This is a genomic window from Flavobacterium sp. 90, from assembly GCF_004339525.1.
Classification (GTDB): domain Bacteria; phylum Bacteroidota; class Bacteroidia; order Flavobacteriales; family Flavobacteriaceae; genus Flavobacterium.
Map to the genome: position 1 here is coordinate 2697911 of NZ_SMGE01000001.1, position 16626 is coordinate 2714536.

At 31.7% G+C, this 16626-nt stretch carries 20 protein-coding genes; 17 read left to right on the plus strand and 3 right to left on the minus strand.

Going from position 1 to position 16626, the window contains the following annotated elements:
• Positions 1–2 precede the first annotated feature (2 nt).
• The 8 genes from C8C83_RS10840 (at position 3) to C8C83_RS10875 (ending at position 5291) form a co-directional block, all read left to right on the plus strand.
• Positions 3–461 (plus strand): GNAT family N-acetyltransferase, encoded by a 459-nt coding sequence (locus tag C8C83_RS10840; protein WP_121328566.1) that lies wholly within the window; start codon positions 3–5, stop codon positions 459–461.
• A 32-nt stretch (positions 462–493) separates the two neighbouring features.
• Positions 494–1069: a hypothetical protein gene (locus tag C8C83_RS10845; protein ID WP_121328568.1), complete on the plus strand. Its 576-nt coding sequence runs from the start codon at positions 494–496 to the stop codon at positions 1067–1069.
• A 7-nt stretch (positions 1070–1076) separates the two neighbouring features.
• Positions 1077–1658: a hypothetical protein gene (locus C8C83_RS10850; protein ID WP_121328569.1), complete on the plus strand. Its 582-nt coding sequence runs from the start codon at positions 1077–1079 to the stop codon at positions 1656–1658.
• Between the two features lie 107 nt (positions 1659–1765).
• Positions 1766–2395 carry a hypothetical protein gene (locus C8C83_RS10855; RefSeq protein ID WP_121328571.1) on the plus strand — a complete coding sequence of 210 codons (630 nt, stop codon included), beginning with the start codon at positions 1766–1768 and terminating at the stop codon, positions 2393–2395.
• Positions 2396–2444: 49 nt separating this feature from the next.
• The gene (locus C8C83_RS10860; RefSeq protein WP_132011743.1) at positions 2445–3803 is read left to right on the plus strand and encodes a polymer-forming cytoskeletal protein; all 1359 of its coding nucleotides are present in this window, start codon (positions 2445–2447) and stop codon (positions 3801–3803) included.
• Positions 3804–3815: 12 nt separating this feature from the next.
• Entirely contained in the window at positions 3816–4193 is a 378-nt protein-coding gene (locus C8C83_RS10865; RefSeq protein ID WP_121328572.1) for a nuclear transport factor 2 family protein, read from the plus strand.
• Between the two features lie 42 nt (positions 4194–4235).
• Positions 4236–4847, plus strand: coding sequence for a hypothetical protein (locus C8C83_RS10870; protein ID WP_121328574.1), 612 nt, complete (start codon positions 4236–4238; stop codon positions 4845–4847).
• 6 nt (positions 4848–4853) lie between these two features.
• Positions 4854–5291, plus strand: coding sequence for a GNAT family N-acetyltransferase (locus C8C83_RS10875; RefSeq protein ID WP_121328576.1), 438 nt, complete (start codon positions 4854–4856; stop codon positions 5289–5291).
• Between the two features lie 80 nt (positions 5292–5371).
• Here C8C83_RS10875 and C8C83_RS10880 read toward each other — a convergent pair whose 3' ends face one another.
• Together C8C83_RS10880 and C8C83_RS10885 are read right to left on the minus strand one after the other, a co-directional pair.
• Entirely contained in the window at positions 5372–5569 is a 198-nt protein-coding gene (locus C8C83_RS10880; protein ID WP_121328578.1) for a bacteriocin, read from the minus strand.
• Between the two features lie 104 nt (positions 5570–5673).
• Positions 5674–5877, minus strand: a complete 204-nt coding sequence (locus C8C83_RS10885) for a hypothetical protein (RefSeq protein ID WP_132011744.1) — start codon at positions 5875–5877, stop codon at positions 5674–5676.
• Between the two features lie 515 nt (positions 5878–6392).
• Here C8C83_RS10885 and C8C83_RS10895 point away from each other — a divergent pair.
• The 6 genes from C8C83_RS10895 to C8C83_RS10920 all read left to right on the plus strand — a co-directional run bounded on the left by C8C83_RS10895 (position 6393) and on the right by C8C83_RS10920 (position 11321).
• Positions 6393–6563, plus strand: coding sequence for a hypothetical protein (locus tag C8C83_RS10895; protein ID WP_199735289.1), 171 nt, complete (start codon positions 6393–6395; stop codon positions 6561–6563).
• Between the two features lie 153 nt (positions 6564–6716).
• Positions 6717–7562: a hypothetical protein gene (locus C8C83_RS10900; RefSeq protein WP_132011745.1), complete on the plus strand. Its 846-nt coding sequence runs from the start codon at positions 6717–6719 to the stop codon at positions 7560–7562.
• A 56-nt stretch (positions 7563–7618) separates the two neighbouring features.
• Complete coding sequence (locus tag C8C83_RS10905) at positions 7619–7990, plus strand: hypothetical protein (protein WP_132011746.1); 372 nt, start codon at positions 7619–7621, stop codon at positions 7988–7990.
• Positions 7991–8061: 71 nt separating this feature from the next.
• Entirely contained in the window at positions 8062–8241 is a 180-nt protein-coding gene (locus tag C8C83_RS10910) for a hypothetical protein (RefSeq protein ID WP_121328583.1), read from the plus strand.
• 435 nt (positions 8242–8676) lie between these two features.
• Positions 8677–9951: a hypothetical protein gene (locus C8C83_RS10915; protein WP_121328585.1), complete on the plus strand. Its 1275-nt coding sequence runs from the start codon at positions 8677–8679 to the stop codon at positions 9949–9951.
• A complete protein-coding gene (locus tag C8C83_RS10920) occupies positions 9948–11321 on the plus strand; it encodes a hypothetical protein (RefSeq protein WP_121328587.1) in 1374 nt (457 codons plus the stop codon). Before C8C83_RS10915 ends, C8C83_RS10920 begins: the two co-directional genes overlap by 4 nt.
• 73 nt (positions 11322–11394) lie before the next feature.
• Here the strand turns inward: C8C83_RS10920 and C8C83_RS10925 are convergent, their stop codons facing one another.
• Positions 11395–12756 (minus strand): hydroxymethylglutaryl-CoA synthase, encoded by a 1362-nt coding sequence (locus C8C83_RS10925; protein ID WP_121328589.1) that lies wholly within the window; start codon positions 12754–12756, stop codon positions 11395–11397.
• A 321-nt stretch (positions 12757–13077) separates the two neighbouring features.
• Between C8C83_RS10925 and C8C83_RS10930 the strand changes: the two genes are divergently transcribed.
• From C8C83_RS10930 to C8C83_RS10940, 3 genes are all read left to right on the plus strand, one after another.
• The gene (locus tag C8C83_RS10930) at positions 13078–13743 is read left to right on the plus strand and encodes a succinate dehydrogenase cytochrome b subunit (RefSeq protein ID WP_121328591.1); all 666 of its coding nucleotides are present in this window, start codon (positions 13078–13080) and stop codon (positions 13741–13743) included.
• An 11-nt stretch (positions 13744–13754) separates the two neighbouring features.
• A complete protein-coding gene (locus C8C83_RS10935) occupies positions 13755–15755 on the plus strand; it encodes a fumarate reductase/succinate dehydrogenase flavoprotein subunit (protein ID WP_121328593.1) in 2001 nt (666 codons plus the stop codon).
• Between the two features lie 92 nt (positions 15756–15847).
• The gene (locus C8C83_RS10940) at positions 15848–16594 is read left to right on the plus strand and encodes a succinate dehydrogenase/fumarate reductase iron-sulfur subunit (RefSeq protein WP_083692564.1); all 747 of its coding nucleotides are present in this window, start codon (positions 15848–15850) and stop codon (positions 16592–16594) included.
• The last annotated feature ends 32 nt before the right edge of the window (positions 16595–16626 follow it).

The following is a 16626-nucleotide window of genomic DNA, read 5'->3' on the forward strand; positions in this document are numbered from 1 at the left end:
CAATGACCATACAAAAAGCAAACCCAGACGACCACGAAATCTTAACCGTAATAACAAAAAAATCAAAAGCATATTGGGGATATTCAAACGAACAAATCGAAAATTGGTCGCAATTCCTGACGGTTTCAAAAGAATATATCGAGAAGAATTCGGTTTTTAATTTAGTCGATAACGATAAAATTATTGGATATTATTCATTCTTCCACGAAAGTGAAAATACTATAAAACTTGATAACCTTTTTGTTTTGCCTGATTTTATTGGCAAAGGATTCGGGAAAATATTAATGGATGATTTTCTTATTCGAATAAAAAACGAAGACGCTCAAAAAGTGATTCTTGATTCGGAACCAAATGCAGAAGAATTTTATTCTAAATTCGGGTTTGTAAAAATTGGGCAAATCGAGACTTCTATTAAAGATCGATTTATGCCAATAATGGAGTTGTTATTAGAAAAAGTTTAAAACAGATAATAGAAATTTTAAGGTTATAAAAGATGAAACTAAATACAGAAGTTAAGTATTTAACAATTAAGCAAAGTGCCATTTTTTTATTGGTTTCGCTTTCACTTTTTTGGAGTTGGATGTTTATTACAGCCAAAATTGACAGAGGAAATGATCGCGGATTGATGACGAGTTTTGGTACAATAGTAATTTTGACTTTTATATTGGTACGGTTTTTTTCAAAAGCGAAATCAGGAGAATATTTGGCAACATTCTTTTTTCTCACTTTTGGTAATCTTTTGAGTTTTATTTTAACGATGACAATTGGATTCGCTATTTCGGTCGCTAGCAAATGGATAGGTTTTATAGTTCCGATAGCGACCACTACTTTTTTATTGTTTTTTATTCTCAGACGATTGTTTTCTTTTCCGGATAATTTTGTGGCATTTTGGGTATTATTTTCATTGCCAATCCTGACGGCGATAACCTTAAAAATATTGCCTTTTTATGATAGTATTGTTAGTTATCACTTAGGGCTTGGATTTCCAATTGCGATTTATCTAAGTTTTGTTTTTATCGCAATTGCAATACTTTGCAGAGAAAGTCAAAGAGTAATTTTAGAAGAATAAAATTAAAATGAATGAGCTAATAATCGAAAGTAAAGGAATAAAAACCAATCGATATTTTATACCGCCATTTGAATTGAGAAAAGGCGAATTAATACTAATTCATTTAGATAATCACATTGATTCTATAGATATCGAAGATAAAATGATTGCTCTTTTTACAGGAAAAGTAAAACATGAAAATGTTATTGTCCATAAATCGCTTACTTATGTGGAGCATTTTAGAGAATCAAAATTCAGAAACAAGTATTTTCCAATGACTGTCGGTGAATATTTATTTAGAAATATAAATCGAAAGAATAAGTTTGCGAAAAAGATTTATGAAACGGCTTGGATTAATAAAAATATTAAAATTAATACATTGGCAGGAAATCCAAGAAGATTGCTCACCTTGTATTCTGTATTGTCAAAAACAAATAATATAATTTTTGATCTCGCAGCACAAGATTTTCAAGGAATGGAACATGCAGCAGAAATCGTAAAAGAAGAAATTAAAAACGATGGATCGGCGATATTAATACAATGGGGAAATCATCTAAAAGAACGATGTACAAAGTATATAAGAGCTGAAAGAATACCGTTTTCGAAATAACAATTTGGTTTTGGTATAAAAAAAATAATGGCAATAAAATGTATGTAATTGATTTTTAATGTTAAATGAGTTTTTTGTAGAAAGTGGCCAATTAATAAAGAATAAAAATGAAAGAACTTATAATTGAAAGTAAAGGAATAAAAACGGGTCAATATTTTATACCGCCATTTGAATTAAGAGAAGGTGAATTGGTTATTATTTATTTGCAAGGCGGAGCGCATTTTGATAATTTGAAAATACAATTAACAGCTATTTTTACTGGAAGCGCAAATCATGAAAATGTAAAGATATTTAAGCCTTTGACTTTTGCAGAATCTTTTAAAGAATCAAAGTTTAAAAGAATGTTTAATCCAACTACAGTATTTGAACATTTAAAAAGAAATGCAGATTCTAAAAGTATATTGATTTCAAGGATTTTCGAAATTGATAGTTTTACCGGAAATGATAAGGTGAAAAATCTCGATACGAGTCAAAAAAAGAGGCTTTCGTTAAGCGCAGTTTTCTCAAAAACTAAAAATATTGTTTTTGATTTGAGAGGAGAAAGTCCTGTTGGAGCACAAAAAACGTTTCAGTTTGTTAAAGACGAAATTAAAGAAGAAGGCGCAGCAATTTTAATTGATTGGGCAGAAGATATGAAAAAAGATTGCTCAAAATTTATTGAAATTGAATGGTTGGCAGATCTTGAAGAATTGAAAAAGATTGGTAATGGAAGCGTAAATCTTTCTAGAATGTATTAATGAAAATCAATAAAAAAATGAATCAACTCGTTTCAAAAAATAAAATAAAATGCACAATTCAGTTTTTAAATTAATAACCATAAAAGAAGTTAAATTGCAATATCCGTTTCTATTGGATCATGAAGGATTTGATTATTTTGAAGAATGGAATGATGACGATTTCTTTCTTTTAGCAAATCAGGATGTAAATTATGAAGGTGATTTTTATCTAGATCTTTATGAAGAAAAACAAAAGAAATGGCTTTCGAATATTTTAAATCTGCCCTTAAAAGAAATTGATGCAATAAGGATCGAAGGAATTCTTGTAAATGGAAATATCTTCACAAACGGAACCATAATAAATGCAGAAGGAGATTACGGACCTTATGTTTTTATTAGCGGAAATGTAACTTGTCAAAGCTTATTATTAGGCGGTTCTTATGTCGAAATAAACGGAAATGTAAAAGCCAAAGAAGTGGTTATGACTTCATACAATCACGGAAATTTTAAATGTTCCGGTGTTATTGATTCTCCGGTTTTTATAGTCGAAGATCATTACACCACTTTTGCTGAGCGAAAAAACGATTTGTTTTATTATAATGACAGAGCAAATGATTTTGACTCAAAAAATGACTGTGAATATGATGATGATTCTGATGAAGATATTATTTCGATAGAATTGCGCAAACATCTGAATAATCCATTAATTGAAACTTTTGAAGAATTAAAACGGGAGTTAGAAAAAGGCGAATTGGTTTTGAAACAAAGTAATCCTGCTGCTAAAACTTTTGCATATTGGGAATATAGAGTTGAATCAAATTATAGAGATTTGAAGTTAGTTCCGCCTGAATTCAAAACCAAAGAATTGTGCGATTTGGCTTTGAATACTACATTTCATGCTTTGCCATTTGTCAATAAGGAATTTATTACGCAGGAACTTTGTGAAAGATTAGTTGATAAAGACGGATTTGCGATTCAGAAAATTCCGGATGAGTTTATAACAAAAGAACTTTGCTTAAAAGCGGCGAAAAGCGGAACCTTAATTTCGCTTATTCCAAAGGAATTTTATTCGGAAGAATTGATTTTAACAACATTTAAAAACGGAAAACACGAACCGAATATAAATGATGTTCCTTCTGAATTTATTACCGAAAATTTGCTCGAAGAATATATAAAAATCGGTAAAGGATTATGGCTGGATAAGGTTTGTAAAGAAAACGGAATTGATAAATCATCAATATTAAAAAGTGTAATTGATTCCGGAATAGGAAATCTTGATCCGGTTTTTGGAAATCATTTTAGTAAAGAAGTGGTTGATTATGCCGCTTCTGTTTATAATAATGAAGGAAATATATCGGAATGGAATAATTATGTTCGAAAATATAAGGTTAAATTCGAACGTCTTGATTTGAATAATTATTTAGTATAAAACAAAAATATTATGATTGAAAGAGAAAGAGTAATTAAGAATTACGTTGAAGGTTACAATACATTTGATATTAATAAAATGACTGCTGATTTTATTGATGATATTGTTTTTGAAAACATTCAGAATGGTGAAGTAAATATGACTTTAATCGGAATAGATGAATTTAGAGAACAGGCAGAAAATGCAAAATCTTACTTTTCGAGCAGAGTACAAACAATTACTGTATTCAATCATTTTGAATCCAAAACCGAGATAGAAATTGATTATTATGCGGTTTTGGCAATGGATTTCCCTAACGGAATGAAAACCGGTGATGAATTAAACTTGAAAGGAAAATCTGTTTTTGAGATTTCAGAGGGTAAAATTTTGAAATTGACTGATATTAGCTAATTGTAAAATTGACGAAAGAATTCAAGAGATTAGATTTGCATTATGGACAATGAAAAATTAAAAATACTAAGAAATACAATTTCGATTCCATTAAACGTTGCTGTCGAACTTCTTAGAAAAAACAATGGTGATATTGCATTATGTGAACGGGAATTTCATAACGATAATATTCAGACAATCAGTATAAAAGCAGAATGTGGTTATGATATTGCAAAAGAGAATTATGAGTTATGTAATTACGATGTTATAAAAGCGGTCGAAAGAATTAATCAAAAGCCAATTACTATAACAACAGGAAAAACAACAGATTCTAAAATTGGTTTTATTTTATGGCCTGAAAACGGAGAAGGTGAATTCTATAAAACGGTCAAGCGAAATGATGTTTTTATTCCAACGGAAGATTTTGATCTTATTTTGAAAGAGTTTCAATCGGTTTTTCCTTTGCGAAATCCTTGGAATGATATAATTGAAGATGAATTTGATAATACTGGAAATAATTTTTTTGATCATAAAACGATCAGATTGATTGTTGAAAAAATAAAACTTATCAAAAATGAAAATGAAAAAGAGAAAGCTTTTTTAATGGAAACAATAAATTGGTTAAACGATAAATTAGTTTACGCTGAATATATTGTAGTTTACGGTAATTTATAAAAGATTATGGAATCAAAAGTTGAAATTAGAAAAGTAGAAAAACAAGACTTAGATTTTGTGTACAAAGCAATCTGCGAACTCGAAAATGAAGTTTTGGATTTTGAAATTTTCACGGGAATATTCAGTGAAAACATTTCGAATTCAAAGAATGTTTATCTAATTGCCAAAAATGAAAACGAAGGTTTAGGTTTTATTAGTTTTCATACTCAAAATCTTCTTCATCATTGCGGATTAGTTGGCGAAATTCAGGAGTTTTTTATCCATCAGAAATATCGCGGTCAAGGCGTTGGAAAACAATTGATCGAAAAAATCATGAATTATGCTGATCAAAATAACCTGAAAAGCATCGAGGTTACAACAAATAAAAGACGAGTAGAAAACGTGCTGATTTACGAAAATCTTGGTTTTGGATTAACGCATAATAAGTTTACGATTTATAAGTAGACTTTCCAGCGCTGTAAAAAGCGAACATAAAAAAAACTGCTATTGATAAGATAGCAGTTTTAATAAATTGATTTATGTTGTTACAAATTGTATTCCATACAGATGCTATCTGATGCTGTTTTGTATAAATACCAGCCACAAATGTTTCTTCCAAAATAAGAAACTTCGTCACCTGCACATATCGGATATGGTACACATTTTACAGCTCCACCGTTGATTGATTTCAATTCTTCTTTTGATAGTTTTTGCAATTCTGATAATTTTTGTAAATTTTTCATAGGTAATTTGTTTTTTGGATTTTCCTACTCTATAAGTTTTTCGGATGCCACTTTGATATAAACACTAATTGTTTTTGAGTTAAATACTTATAAAAAGCTGCTGATTATACAGCTCCGTATTCCATACAAATACTGTTTGATGCTGTTCGGTATAAATACCAACCACATGAGTTTATGGTTTCAAAAGTAGCTTCTTGACCGTTGCATAGTGGCCATGGTATGCAAGGAGTACCATTACCGGCATTAATTGATTTCAATTCTTCTTTAGATAATTTTTGTGATTTTGATAATTCTTGTAATTTTTTCATAGGTAATTTGTTTTTTGGATTTCCTACTCTATAAGTTTTTCGGATACGACTTTGATAAAAATACAAATTAATTTTAAATAAAAACTTACAAAAATACTTGTGCTTCTAATTTGTTTTTATAATATTATGTAATATTCTTCTGTTTTTAAGATTAGTACGTTGTAATTTCTTTCTTTTTTGCATTTTTACTAATCTTGAAAATAAGTGAAAAACTGATAGATCTTATTTCTGACAAATTGGATTAAAGTGTAATATTGTATATTAATAATCGGTTTAAGAAAAGATCATGAATTATGTTGGTCAAAAATAACCTGAAAAGTATCGAAGTTAAAGCCAATAAAAGGTGAGTTGAAAATATAATGATTTATGAAAATCTTGGTTTTGAATTAAAGTATAATAAGCTTACGATTTGTAAATAATAGAAATCAAATACGGTCAAACCTAACAGGTTTTTAAAACCTGTTAGGTTTTAATTGAACACAAAAAATAGAGTCAATTGTTTATTAAGTAGAAAAATGAAACAACTAAACATATCCATAAAACACAATTTGATAGTAGGTTTACTAATCGCATTATGGATTTTTGTTTTTGCTTTTATCATAAGACCTTTTGACGACGGAACTTTAAATTTTAAATCCTGGTTTTTAATAAGTTTAGGTTTTAGTGTTTTTCCTTTTTTGTATTAAAAAATGGTGTTTATATGTTATTGAGTTGTATCGTTTTTGTTTCAGGATTAGGATTACTTCTTTGTAAGAATGATGGTAAAAAAGTCAGTTGAAATCTATATATTTGATTTTTAAAAACACCAATTCTTTAAACCTTAATTGATAGATTTAAATATGAATAAGATTTTTTCTGTACTTGTTTTAGTGGTTTCATTGCATCTTGCGGCGCAAAGTAATCTTCAGTTTGATAAGAGATTTGTGCAAAGCGAAGATAAGTGGGTTGCGTTTCCAAAAGATAGTACAGATAATTATCCTTATGGATTTATATATATCGATGCTCAGGCAGGATTGACGCTTGATTACAAGGGGACTTTTAAAATAGATGAAAAGGGTAAATTTATTCCGGAAAAAACCGAAGTTGAGCGTTCTATGAAATACAGGTTGGAACCTAATAATAATTTGATTGCGTTTATTCCTGATTCAAAATTTGCCGAGTTGAATATTGACAAAATTCCGGATTGGCTTAAGAGTTACAAAACAGGCGAAGGTTCTGTAGAACGACTTTATCAATGGGGTTATATGTATAATGGTTGGAACGAATGCGAAAAAGCACTGGAATATCTGGAGAAAGCTCAAAAAATAAATCCTGACTATAAAGGACTTCGAACTGAAATGGCTTTTTCGTATAATTGCTTGAAACAATATCAAAAAGCAGTTGATATTTTGAAAATTGCTTTAAAAAGTGATCCGCTTGAGGCTTATACTAATAAGGAATTGATTTATGCAGAAACAAAAAACGGCAATTTAGAAGAAGCTGAAAACGTTTGTCGTAAAGTATTTAAAGAATGTGCAGATAAGACTTATAATGCCGAAAATGCTTATAATGTTTTGCAGGCGTATTATATCAAAAAAGACATTAAAAATTTTAACAGATGGTTTGCAGAAGCTAATTCTCATTTAATGAATAATCCCCAATTTAAACCGCTTGCAGAACAAATGAAAGCGGAATTAAAGCAATAACATTTAAAAACATATATTTGTATTGCTGTTAAAGTTTATAATCCAAATAAATAAAATTGAATAAATATCTAAAATATCTCATCTCGCTCTTTCTCGCTTTTGTCGTGATTGCGAGCGATGGTACTTTAGTATCTCAGTCAAAATCGGCAGATTATTATCAATCTTCGTTTGTGATTTTAAGACGAGAATTAGATTTTTCCAGTTCCCGATTATACAAGTTTACGCAATCAGCTTCCCGAACAAAAACGATCTTTTCGATTGTTCTAAATTATCTTTCTCATAAAGATGTTTTTAGTTTTCAAATTCGGGTAATTCAAAATTTACAAATACTTCTTTTTCAGAAGTTAAGTTCATTTATAAAACAATCTGCTTTTGTAAATGAAACAATTCATTCCGGTAATTTCAAAACTAGTTTATACATAGCTTAATCTTTCTAAGCTTTTATGCGCTTCAACGCATACGATGATAAAATAATGTATAATCATTTATCATTTTCAAAATGTATAAACAAAATAATCAAAAACGTTTAGAGCAATCTAAGCGACCACTTCATTGGATAAAAAGAAAATTAATTTTAATAATAACTGCTTTCATGCTTGGAATGTCAAACGGAATGAATGTACATGACGAAGCTCTTAAAGGAAATCAAACTTATACGGAACAACATAAGAAGGATTGAGGATTCAACCGCAAAGTTCGCAAGGGTTTTATGTTTGTGATGTCTTTAAAATCGAAAAGTTCGCAAAGCTTTGTGTTTGTATATAATACAAAGCTTTCAGGACTTATTGTTTTTGTAAACATTATATTTTAATTATAGCCCAAGGTTTCAACCTTGGGAAACGTATTATGATGATTTATAATGACGCAATATATTTCGTTTCAATATGCGAAACCATTGGCTATAGTTGTGATAGAATGATCTTTGTCAAAGTTTTAATCTTTGACAAAGATTTTTTGTTTATGGTAATTGCAGAAATCAAATAGTTCTGGATTTGAAATTCTGAAGTTGAAAAAAAGAGCTGTTTTTTAGTTAATAATTCGGGTTAAATATTAAAATGTTAATTTTATTTTTAATAGTTTTGAGCAAATTCCTACGCAACTTTTAATCCAGTTTATGAATAAAAAAACTAAGTTTTTTAAAAACGTTTTACTGCTTCAATTTATTCCCGTTCTTTTAATTGGTATTTTAATCTTATCAAATTTCAGAGAACAAAAAACACTTAGAATTAGACAGCTGCATCCATATGAGTTTAATTATGGTTACGCTATTCCATTATTTGTTTTTGGTATTGGTTTAGTTCTTGCGCTTTTTAGTTTATTTTCAAAACAAGAAGATGTCTTGGTTGATGAATCAGAAATTTTGAAAATAAAACGCAGACAAAATTTCTGGAAATTTGCCTTTTATTGTAATATTTTTCTTTTGGTGGTCAGTGCTGTTTTTTCGGTAATGATTTCTCTTGGAAATTCAATTGTCATAGATGATCCAGTGATGTTTTATAGTTTGATATTTTCAAGATCCTTGCTTGTTCTTATAGTCAGTTTGGTTGTTGCATCTTTTTTATTGGCTGTTGGAATAAACTGGAAAACTAATAAAGCACTTGCTGTTACGATATTAATTTTTGGTTTTTTTATTATTGGTGTTTCAATTTTTGGCGACTTTCTTTTTGTGAGAAAATTTAATGATGCATCTGAAAGCTATAAAATGGCTAAAAACGAAAAAAAAATACCAGCAAAGGAAGAAGAACAACTTGGTGATTATGATGGTGATGATAGTTATGAGGAGAGTGAAGAAAGCGATGACGCAACTTTGTTGTATCAATCCTGGATTTCTTTAATTAAAGAGTGGGGAGGAACAGAAGGCAAGGATGATCTTTTTGCTGTTAGAAAATCGATAGAGTATAGTCAGAAAGGTTATGATAAAGAAAATGACCATTATCTTCTACAATTTATTGATCGTTTAAGAAATAATCCAGATGAGCTTTATTCAGAATTTGAAATGTATAAACCAGTACTTTACAGTACAGTATCTGGCGAAACCTATCGCGTGGCTAAGTTTGATAAAATCGTAAACGGATTATTATTGGCTTATGAAGATATAGGGAGTCAAAGAGATAAATTGATTGAAATATATCGGGTAATGGGAGTTGATCATGACTATAAATCGTCTCAGGACAAATATTTTTATGAGTTTGAGAGCTATTTTTCTCCAGAAACAGTTCAAAAAATTAGAGATTTGGAATCTTCTGGTAGCTATACATATTATATAGAATCAGATTTGATGTGGTTTTACGGTTTTTGGGTCAGAAGACATAATGAAGGAAACATAAAAAAAGTCGCGATAATTTTAAAGGAAATAAAAGAGCATTACGATCAAAATTCTGAAGAATGATAAAATCCTATAAGATAATTTTAATAGTTCAATTTTTTGTATTAGCTGTATCAGGTTTTGTGTTTTACACTGTAGAGTACGGCATTGACTTTGCGATTATTCCAAAATGGAGTTTGCTTGTAATAGGTTCTTCTTTTTTGCTGGCATTAGGAATTTCGATCCTCATTCAGCGTTTGATAATTTCTATTTTACAGTCTGATTCAGAGGTGGATTTAGAAAACAGCAACGAAGATAAATTCTGGCAGATTTCTTTTTTTGCGAATCTGGCTTTTGGTACGATAGTATTTCTGTCTTCTGTTATTTGTGTTATAATGAGTTTTGGAATAGGTATAAAAGGGTTTTCTGGTTTCGGAATACGACTTTCTATTTTTTTGGGAATTCTGTTTATCGCGAGCTTGGTTGTCGGACTTTTTTTTAGGATAAAAGATTCGGTTAATGAAGTAAGCGGACTTCTTGGCGGTTTAATGATGCTTCTTTCGGCTGTTGTTTTTGGAGGTTCCTTATATTTTGGATTGAATCAACTAATTTCACCACAGTATTCCTCAAGTGAAATAATTAAAGCTATGCCTTTTGTTCCGGAAGTTGACGAAACCCAAGTATCTCGGGATAGTGCTTATGCAGTTATAGATACTACTATGGTTGATAGCGCAAGTACATTTGGGCAGGAAGAGATCACGGATGAACAATTTCCAGATGAAGAGGATGATTATTATGGTTTAAAAAAAATGAACTCAGCTGCTGTAAAATCGACAGGATATTTTAAGGAATATTTTGATGAAAGTTACACTGATACAAGAGTGCAAAAATTAATCCGTTATTTTCTGGCAGATTTCTTAAATTTAAAAAAAGACAGCTATTCTATCGATACGAAAAATAAAAGCGAACCCGGATTTCATCCTGGTGAATATTTACAAATAAATGATGTAGGTAGGGCATTAAGAGGTAATCCTGACGCTCTGACAAAATCATTTAAAAGTTACAGCCCTATTATTTATTCTTTGTTGTCTAAGAAAATTTACTTTGAATCTAATTTAAATCAGCTTGTAGATGTGCTGATTGCTAGCAGAGATGATGTTTCTAATACTGGTGATGCTTCCAAAACAATGAGTGAAATTTATAAAACAATGATTAGTGGACCAAAGAAAGATATTGCAAGTTATAACTATAATCAGATTGTTCCTTATGTTTCCAAAGCTAACTTGGACTTAATAAGGGAAAAAGCCTATGCAATTGGAGGAAATAGTGATAAGGCTGCAACGATAATTGTTTATAGCTTTTGGGCCAGAAGATATCATGACGGCAATGATGCTGTAGTTTATGATATTTTGAAAGAAATAAAAACACACTACGATAAAGGGAATAAAAATTAAACGTAAAAAAACCGAAACGATAGTTTCGGCTTTTTATTGGAATTTGGAATTTGAAAAAATTGGAATTTAATTTTTAGTCGATCCATTTATAATATCTCGCTCCAATCAAAACAGGAATTTCTTTTTCGATTCGATCTAAAATCCATTCGTTTTTAGGAGTTCTGATACTTTGTTTTTGTTCTTTTTTGTGAAGGCTTTCGTAAGTTTCAAAACCAATTTCTGTGCTTTCTTCTAAGTTTTCAAAAAGTTTTGTTTTGGCTAAAGCCGATTGCCATTCCGGTTGAATTGTTCCTTCGAATACTTTTGATTTCGATCCGCTTCCGTAAGCAAGGAAGCCAAATTTAGTTCCCGAAACTTCTTGCTTTGTATCATAGTAATGAGCCAAAGTAGATAATAATCCCATGAAAATAGATCCTGTATAAAGGTTCCCAATTAATGATGAAGCCAATTCTGCAGGTTGTAGTTTGTCAGTTACAAACTTTCTGTACTCATCAGATTTTCCAACTTCTTTGATTTTGTTTTGGTAATCTGCAGGTTCGATGTTTTCTGAAATGATTTTATCAGCGTGATCTAAAGCATAAATTTCAGACAACATTCTTCGTCCCTGAAAAGAGTAGGGAAGATGCATGATTATACTATTCCAGGTATTGTATAAAGTTTCGGTTGTGTTTTTTAATTTCTTAAACGAAAAGTAAGCATTTCGCGTACGATCCATATAACATTGATTCGAATATTGTCCGTCAAAAACCGGTTGATCTTTATGGATTTCGATTTCGGCTTCTAAATTGTCAAACCAAGGATCGTTATTTTCGTTTTGAGTAATTGCTTCTTTTGAGATAGTTCTGTAAGGTTTGAAAAAATCAAAAACACCTTTTGTAGATGTTGCCCAATTTTCATCAAAAGCAATAATTCTTGGGTTCGAAGTTACAAGCATTGCAAGAGCTCCGGCACCTTGCGTGTATTCTCCAGTTGAATTTAAATCGTATTTGGCAAAATCAGTTGTAACGACAATTGCTTTTTTGGTTGGATTTAGTTTTACAAAATCAATACAGTTTTGCAAAGCGTCAACTCCGCCAATACAAGCAAAAGTAAAATCAACAACATCACATTCAGCCAAAACATCTTCGCCAAATTTTTGTTCCATTAAACTAATTAAGAAAGAACTGATTGGTTTAGAACTGTCGATTCCGCTTTCGGTACCAACATAAATCCGACTGATTTCGTTTAGGTTTATTTCGTTTTCAAGAATAAGTTTGGTTAATGCATTTGCTCCAAAAACAACCGCATCCTGATGAACATCAGGCAAAGTCATTTTAATTAATCCAAGACCTTTCTCTAGTTTTTCGGGTTCAATATTTCTGGCAACAGCCAAAGTTTTTATAGGTAAATGTATATTGGCAACATCAAAAGATATAGCGTCGATTCCTGTTTTCATTCTGATTTTTTTTGAAGCCGATAAAGGTAAAATTATGCTATTAAAATTCACTTGTTTTGGTTCAATAAAATTCAGGATGACTTTATTTTTGAGGAAAATAAGTCAAAAGGGGTAGAAAAGTAGCAATTTGGTAATTATATAAAAAGCAGGATTTCGTTAAAATGACATGCGAAAGATTTCTATTTTATTGTTTTTAAATAATTTGCAATAAAATCAAAGAAAGCTCTTTAAAATCATTATAAATAACAACGAAATGGTTGTAGTTGATGTCTATTTGCTTTATTTTTGTGTAATTTTTTAAAACAAACTACTTAAACACTTATGGCACAATCTGCACTATTGAATGCTTCCATCTTAAAGAAAGTGGCTATGGCTCTTTCGGGAATATTCTTAATCACGTTTTTAGCGCTGCATGTTTCCTTAAATTTCATTTCTATTATTAGTGAAGATGTTTTTAACGAAGCTTCTCACTTTATGGGATACAATCCGCTAATTCAGTATGTAATGCAACCAGTTTTGGCAATCGGAGTAATTTTCCATTTCGTTATGGGATTTGTTTTGACTGCTCAAAATAGCGCTGCAAGACCAATTGCTTATGCAAAATACAATGGAGCGGCTAATGCTTCTTGGAGTTCAAGAAATATGATTATTTCTGGATTGGTTATTTTAGCTTTCTTAGGATTGCATTTCTATGATTTTTGGTTTCCTGAAGTTACCTATAAATATATACTAGGTACTGCGCCAGATGCAACTAGGTATTATGGAGAGTTAGTGCATAAATTTCACGATCCAATCCGTACTGGATTATATTGTGTAGCTTTTGTGTTATTAGGGTTTCACCTTTGGCACGGATTCGGTTCTTCTCTACAATCTGTGGGAATGAACAATAAATATTCTCGTTTTTTAAACAAAATCGGTTATGCTTTTGCGGTTGTAGTACCAGCACTTTTCATCATAATCGCATTATTTCATCATTTCAATAATTAATATAAATTATAATGGCATTAGATTCAAAAATTCCACATGGCCCAATATCGGACAAATGGACAGATTATAAAGATCATATTAATTTAGTAAACCCTGCTAACAAACGTAATTTAGATATTATCATTGTTGGTACAGGTTTGGCTGGAGGTTCAGCTGCGGCAACTTTAGCTGAGCAGGGATATAACGTAAAAGCATTTTGTTTTCAGGATTCACCTCGTCGTGCGCACTCTATTGCAGCACAAGGTGGTATCAATGCAGCAAAAAATTATAAAGGTGACGGTGACTCAGTTTACAGATTATTTTATGATACTGTAAAAGGAGGAGATTACCGTGCACGTGAGGCAAACGTTCACCGTTTGGCTGAAGTTTCTGCTAATATTATTGACCAGTGTGTGGCTCAAGGAGTTCCATTGGCTCGTGAATATGGTGGATTATTAGATAACCGTTCTTTTGGAGGAACTTTGGTTTCTCGTACTTTTTACGCACAAGGACAAACCGGACAACAATTATTGTTAGGAGCTTATTCTGCAATGAACCGTCAGATTGGTCGTGGAAAAGTAAAAATGTACAACCGTCACGAAATGTTAGACATTGTTATCGTGAACGGAAAAGCGAGAGGTATTATCGCTCGTAACTTAATCACTGGAGAAATAGAAAGACATTCTGCTCACGCGGTAGTAGTTGGATCTGGAGGATACGGAAACGTATTTTTCCTTTCGACAAATGCTATGGGAAGTAACGCAACAGCAGCTTGGAAAATTCATAAAAAAGGAGCGTTTTTCGCAAATCCTTGCTACACACAAATTCACCCAACTTGTATTCCGGTTTCAGGAGATCACCAGTCAAAACTGACTTTGATGTCTGAATCGTTGCGTAATGACGGTCGTATTTGGGTTCCTGCAAAAGAGGAAGATGCAAAAGCAATCCGTGAAGGAAAGAAAAAAGCAACAGATTTATCTGAAGCTGAAAGAGATTATTTCTTAGAAAGAAGATACCCTGCTTTTGGTAACTTAGTACCTCGTGACGTTGCGTCTCGTGCTGCAAAAGAAAGATGTGATGCTGGTTTTGGTGTTAACAAAACCGGAGAAGCAGTTTACTTAGATTTCGCAGCAGCGATCAAACGTTACGGAACTGAAGAAGCTTTCGTTAAAGGTTTAGATGCTAACGATGCGACTTTGGTAACTAAATTAGGAGCTGAAATCGTGAAAAGTAAATACGGAAACTTATTCCAGATGTATTACAAAATCGTTGACGAAGATCCTTATACAACACCAATGATGATTTACCCAGCGGTTCACTACACAATGGGTGGAACTTGGGTTGATTATAACTTAATGACTACAATTCCGGGATGTTTCTCAATTGGAGAATCTAACTTCTCTGATCACGGAGCAAACAGACTTGGAGCTTCTGCTTTGATGCAAGGTTTAGCTGATGGATATTTCGTATTACCTTATACTATTGGAGATTACTTAGCTCCGGATATTAAAATGGGAGAAATTTCTACAGATTTACCGGAATTCGTAGCAGCAGAAAAAGAAGTAAAAGATCAAATCGACAGATTTATCAATAATAAAGGAACTCATTCTGTAGATTATTTCCACAAGAAATTAGGAAAAATCATGTGGGATAAAGTAGGTATGGCTCGTAATGCTAAAGGTTTAACTGAAGCTATCGAAGAAATTGCTGCCTTACGTGAAGAGTTTTATAAAGATGTAAAAGTTCCTGGAAGCGCTAACGAATTTAATCAGGAATTAGAGAAAGCGACACGTGTTGCCGATTTCTTAGAGTTAGGAGAATTGTTCGCGAAAGATGCATTACACCGTAATGAGTCTTGTGGAGGTCACTTCCGTGAAGAATACCAAACAGAAGAAGGAGAAGCACTTCGTGATGACGAAAACTTTGCATATGTTGCAGCTTGGGAATACAAAGGAAAACCAAGTGATGCAGTATTACACAAAGAACCTCTGGTTTACGAAAACATTAAATTAGTACAAAGAAGCTACAAATAGCAATTAGTCAAAAGACTAAAGTCTTAAAGTCAAATGGCTAAATGTTAAGTGACTTTCGACTTTCGACTTTATGACCTTCAAACTAAAACAGTATGAAACTTACATTAAAAATATGGCGTCAGAAAAACGCCCAAGATAAAGGGGGAATTGTTGATTACCCAATCGACGGAATCGAACCAGATATGTCTTTCCTTGAAATGCTTGATGTTCTTAACGAACAATTAATCAACAAAGGAGAAGAGCCAGTAGCATTTGACCACGATTGTCGTGAAGGAATCTGCGGAATGTGTTCATTATTCATCAATGGAGAAGCACATGGACCAGACAGAGGTGTAACTACTTGCCAATTACACATGCGTATGTTTAAAGATGGTGACACGATTTTTATCGAGCCATTTAGAGCAAAAGCTTTCCCTGTAATTAAAGATTTAGTTGTTGACAGAAGTTCTTTTGACAGAATTCAACATGCAGGAGGATTTATTTCGGTAAATACTTCAGGAAATACAATCGATGCAAATACAATTCCGATTAACAAACATGATGCAGATAAATCATTTGATGCTGCTGCTTGTATTGGTTGTGGAGCTTGTGTTGCAACTTGTAAAAACGGATCAGCAATGTTGTTCGTTGGAGCAAAAGTATCTCAATATGCATTATTGCCTCAAGGTAAAGTTGAAGCAGTTGATCGTGTCTTAAACATGGTTCACCAAATGGATTTAGAAGGTTTTGGTAACTGTACAAATACAGGAGCTTGTGAAATCGAATGTCCAAAAGGAATTTCACTTGAGAATATCGCACGTATGAACCGTGAATATTTATCTGCAAGTTTGAAAGGATAATTTGAATTACTTTTAGTTTTAAATAAAAAAAG

Coding starts and splice junctions, on each gene's coding strand:
- C8C83_RS10895 (WP_199735289.1), top strand. CDS start 6,393: ATGAAACAACTAAACATATCCATAAAACACAATTTGATAGTAGGTTTA.
- C8C83_RS10915 (WP_121328585.1), top strand. CDS start 8,677: ATGAATAAAAAAACTAAGTTTTTTAAAAACGTTTTACTGCTTCAATTT.
- C8C83_RS10865 (WP_121328572.1), top strand. CDS start 3,816: ATGATTGAAAGAGAAAGAGTAATTAAGAATTACGTTGAAGGTTACAAT.
- C8C83_RS10925 (WP_121328589.1), bottom strand. CDS start 12,756: ATGAAAACAGGAATCGACGCTATATCTTTTGATGTTGCCAATATACAT.
- C8C83_RS10845 (WP_121328568.1), top strand. CDS start 494: ATGAAACTAAATACAGAAGTTAAGTATTTAACAATTAAGCAAAGTGCC.
- C8C83_RS10920 (WP_121328587.1), top strand. CDS start 9,948: ATGATAAAATCCTATAAGATAATTTTAATAGTTCAATTTTTTGTATTA.
- C8C83_RS10935 (WP_121328593.1), top strand. CDS start 13,755: ATGGCATTAGATTCAAAAATTCCACATGGCCCAATATCGGACAAATGG.
- C8C83_RS10870 (WP_121328574.1), top strand. CDS start 4,236: ATGGACAATGAAAAATTAAAAATACTAAGAAATACAATTTCGATTCCA.
- C8C83_RS10900 (WP_132011745.1), top strand. CDS start 6,717: ATGAATAAGATTTTTTCTGTACTTGTTTTAGTGGTTTCATTGCATCTT.
- C8C83_RS10940 (WP_083692564.1), top strand. CDS start 15,848: ATGAAACTTACATTAAAAATATGGCGTCAGAAAAACGCCCAAGATAAA.
- C8C83_RS10885 (WP_132011744.1), bottom strand. CDS start 5,877: ATGAAAAAATTACAAGAATTATCAAAATCACAAAAATTATCTAAAGAA.
- C8C83_RS10910 (WP_121328583.1), top strand. CDS start 8,062: ATGTATAAACAAAATAATCAAAAACGTTTAGAGCAATCTAAGCGACCA.
- C8C83_RS10850 (WP_121328569.1), top strand. CDS start 1,077: ATGAATGAGCTAATAATCGAAAGTAAAGGAATAAAAACCAATCGATAT.
- C8C83_RS10855 (WP_121328571.1), top strand. CDS start 1,766: ATGAAAGAACTTATAATTGAAAGTAAAGGAATAAAAACGGGTCAATAT.
- C8C83_RS10875 (WP_121328576.1), top strand. CDS start 4,854: ATGGAATCAAAAGTTGAAATTAGAAAAGTAGAAAAACAAGACTTAGAT.
- C8C83_RS10860 (WP_132011743.1), top strand. CDS start 2,445: ATGCACAATTCAGTTTTTAAATTAATAACCATAAAAGAAGTTAAATTG.
- C8C83_RS10930 (WP_121328591.1), top strand. CDS start 13,078: ATGGCACAATCTGCACTATTGAATGCTTCCATCTTAAAGAAAGTGGCT.
- C8C83_RS10840 (WP_121328566.1), top strand. CDS start 3: ATGACCATACAAAAAGCAAACCCAGACGACCACGAAATCTTAACCGTA.
- C8C83_RS10880 (WP_121328578.1), bottom strand. CDS start 5,569: ATGAAAAATTTACAAAAATTATCAGAATTGCAAAAACTATCAAAAGAA.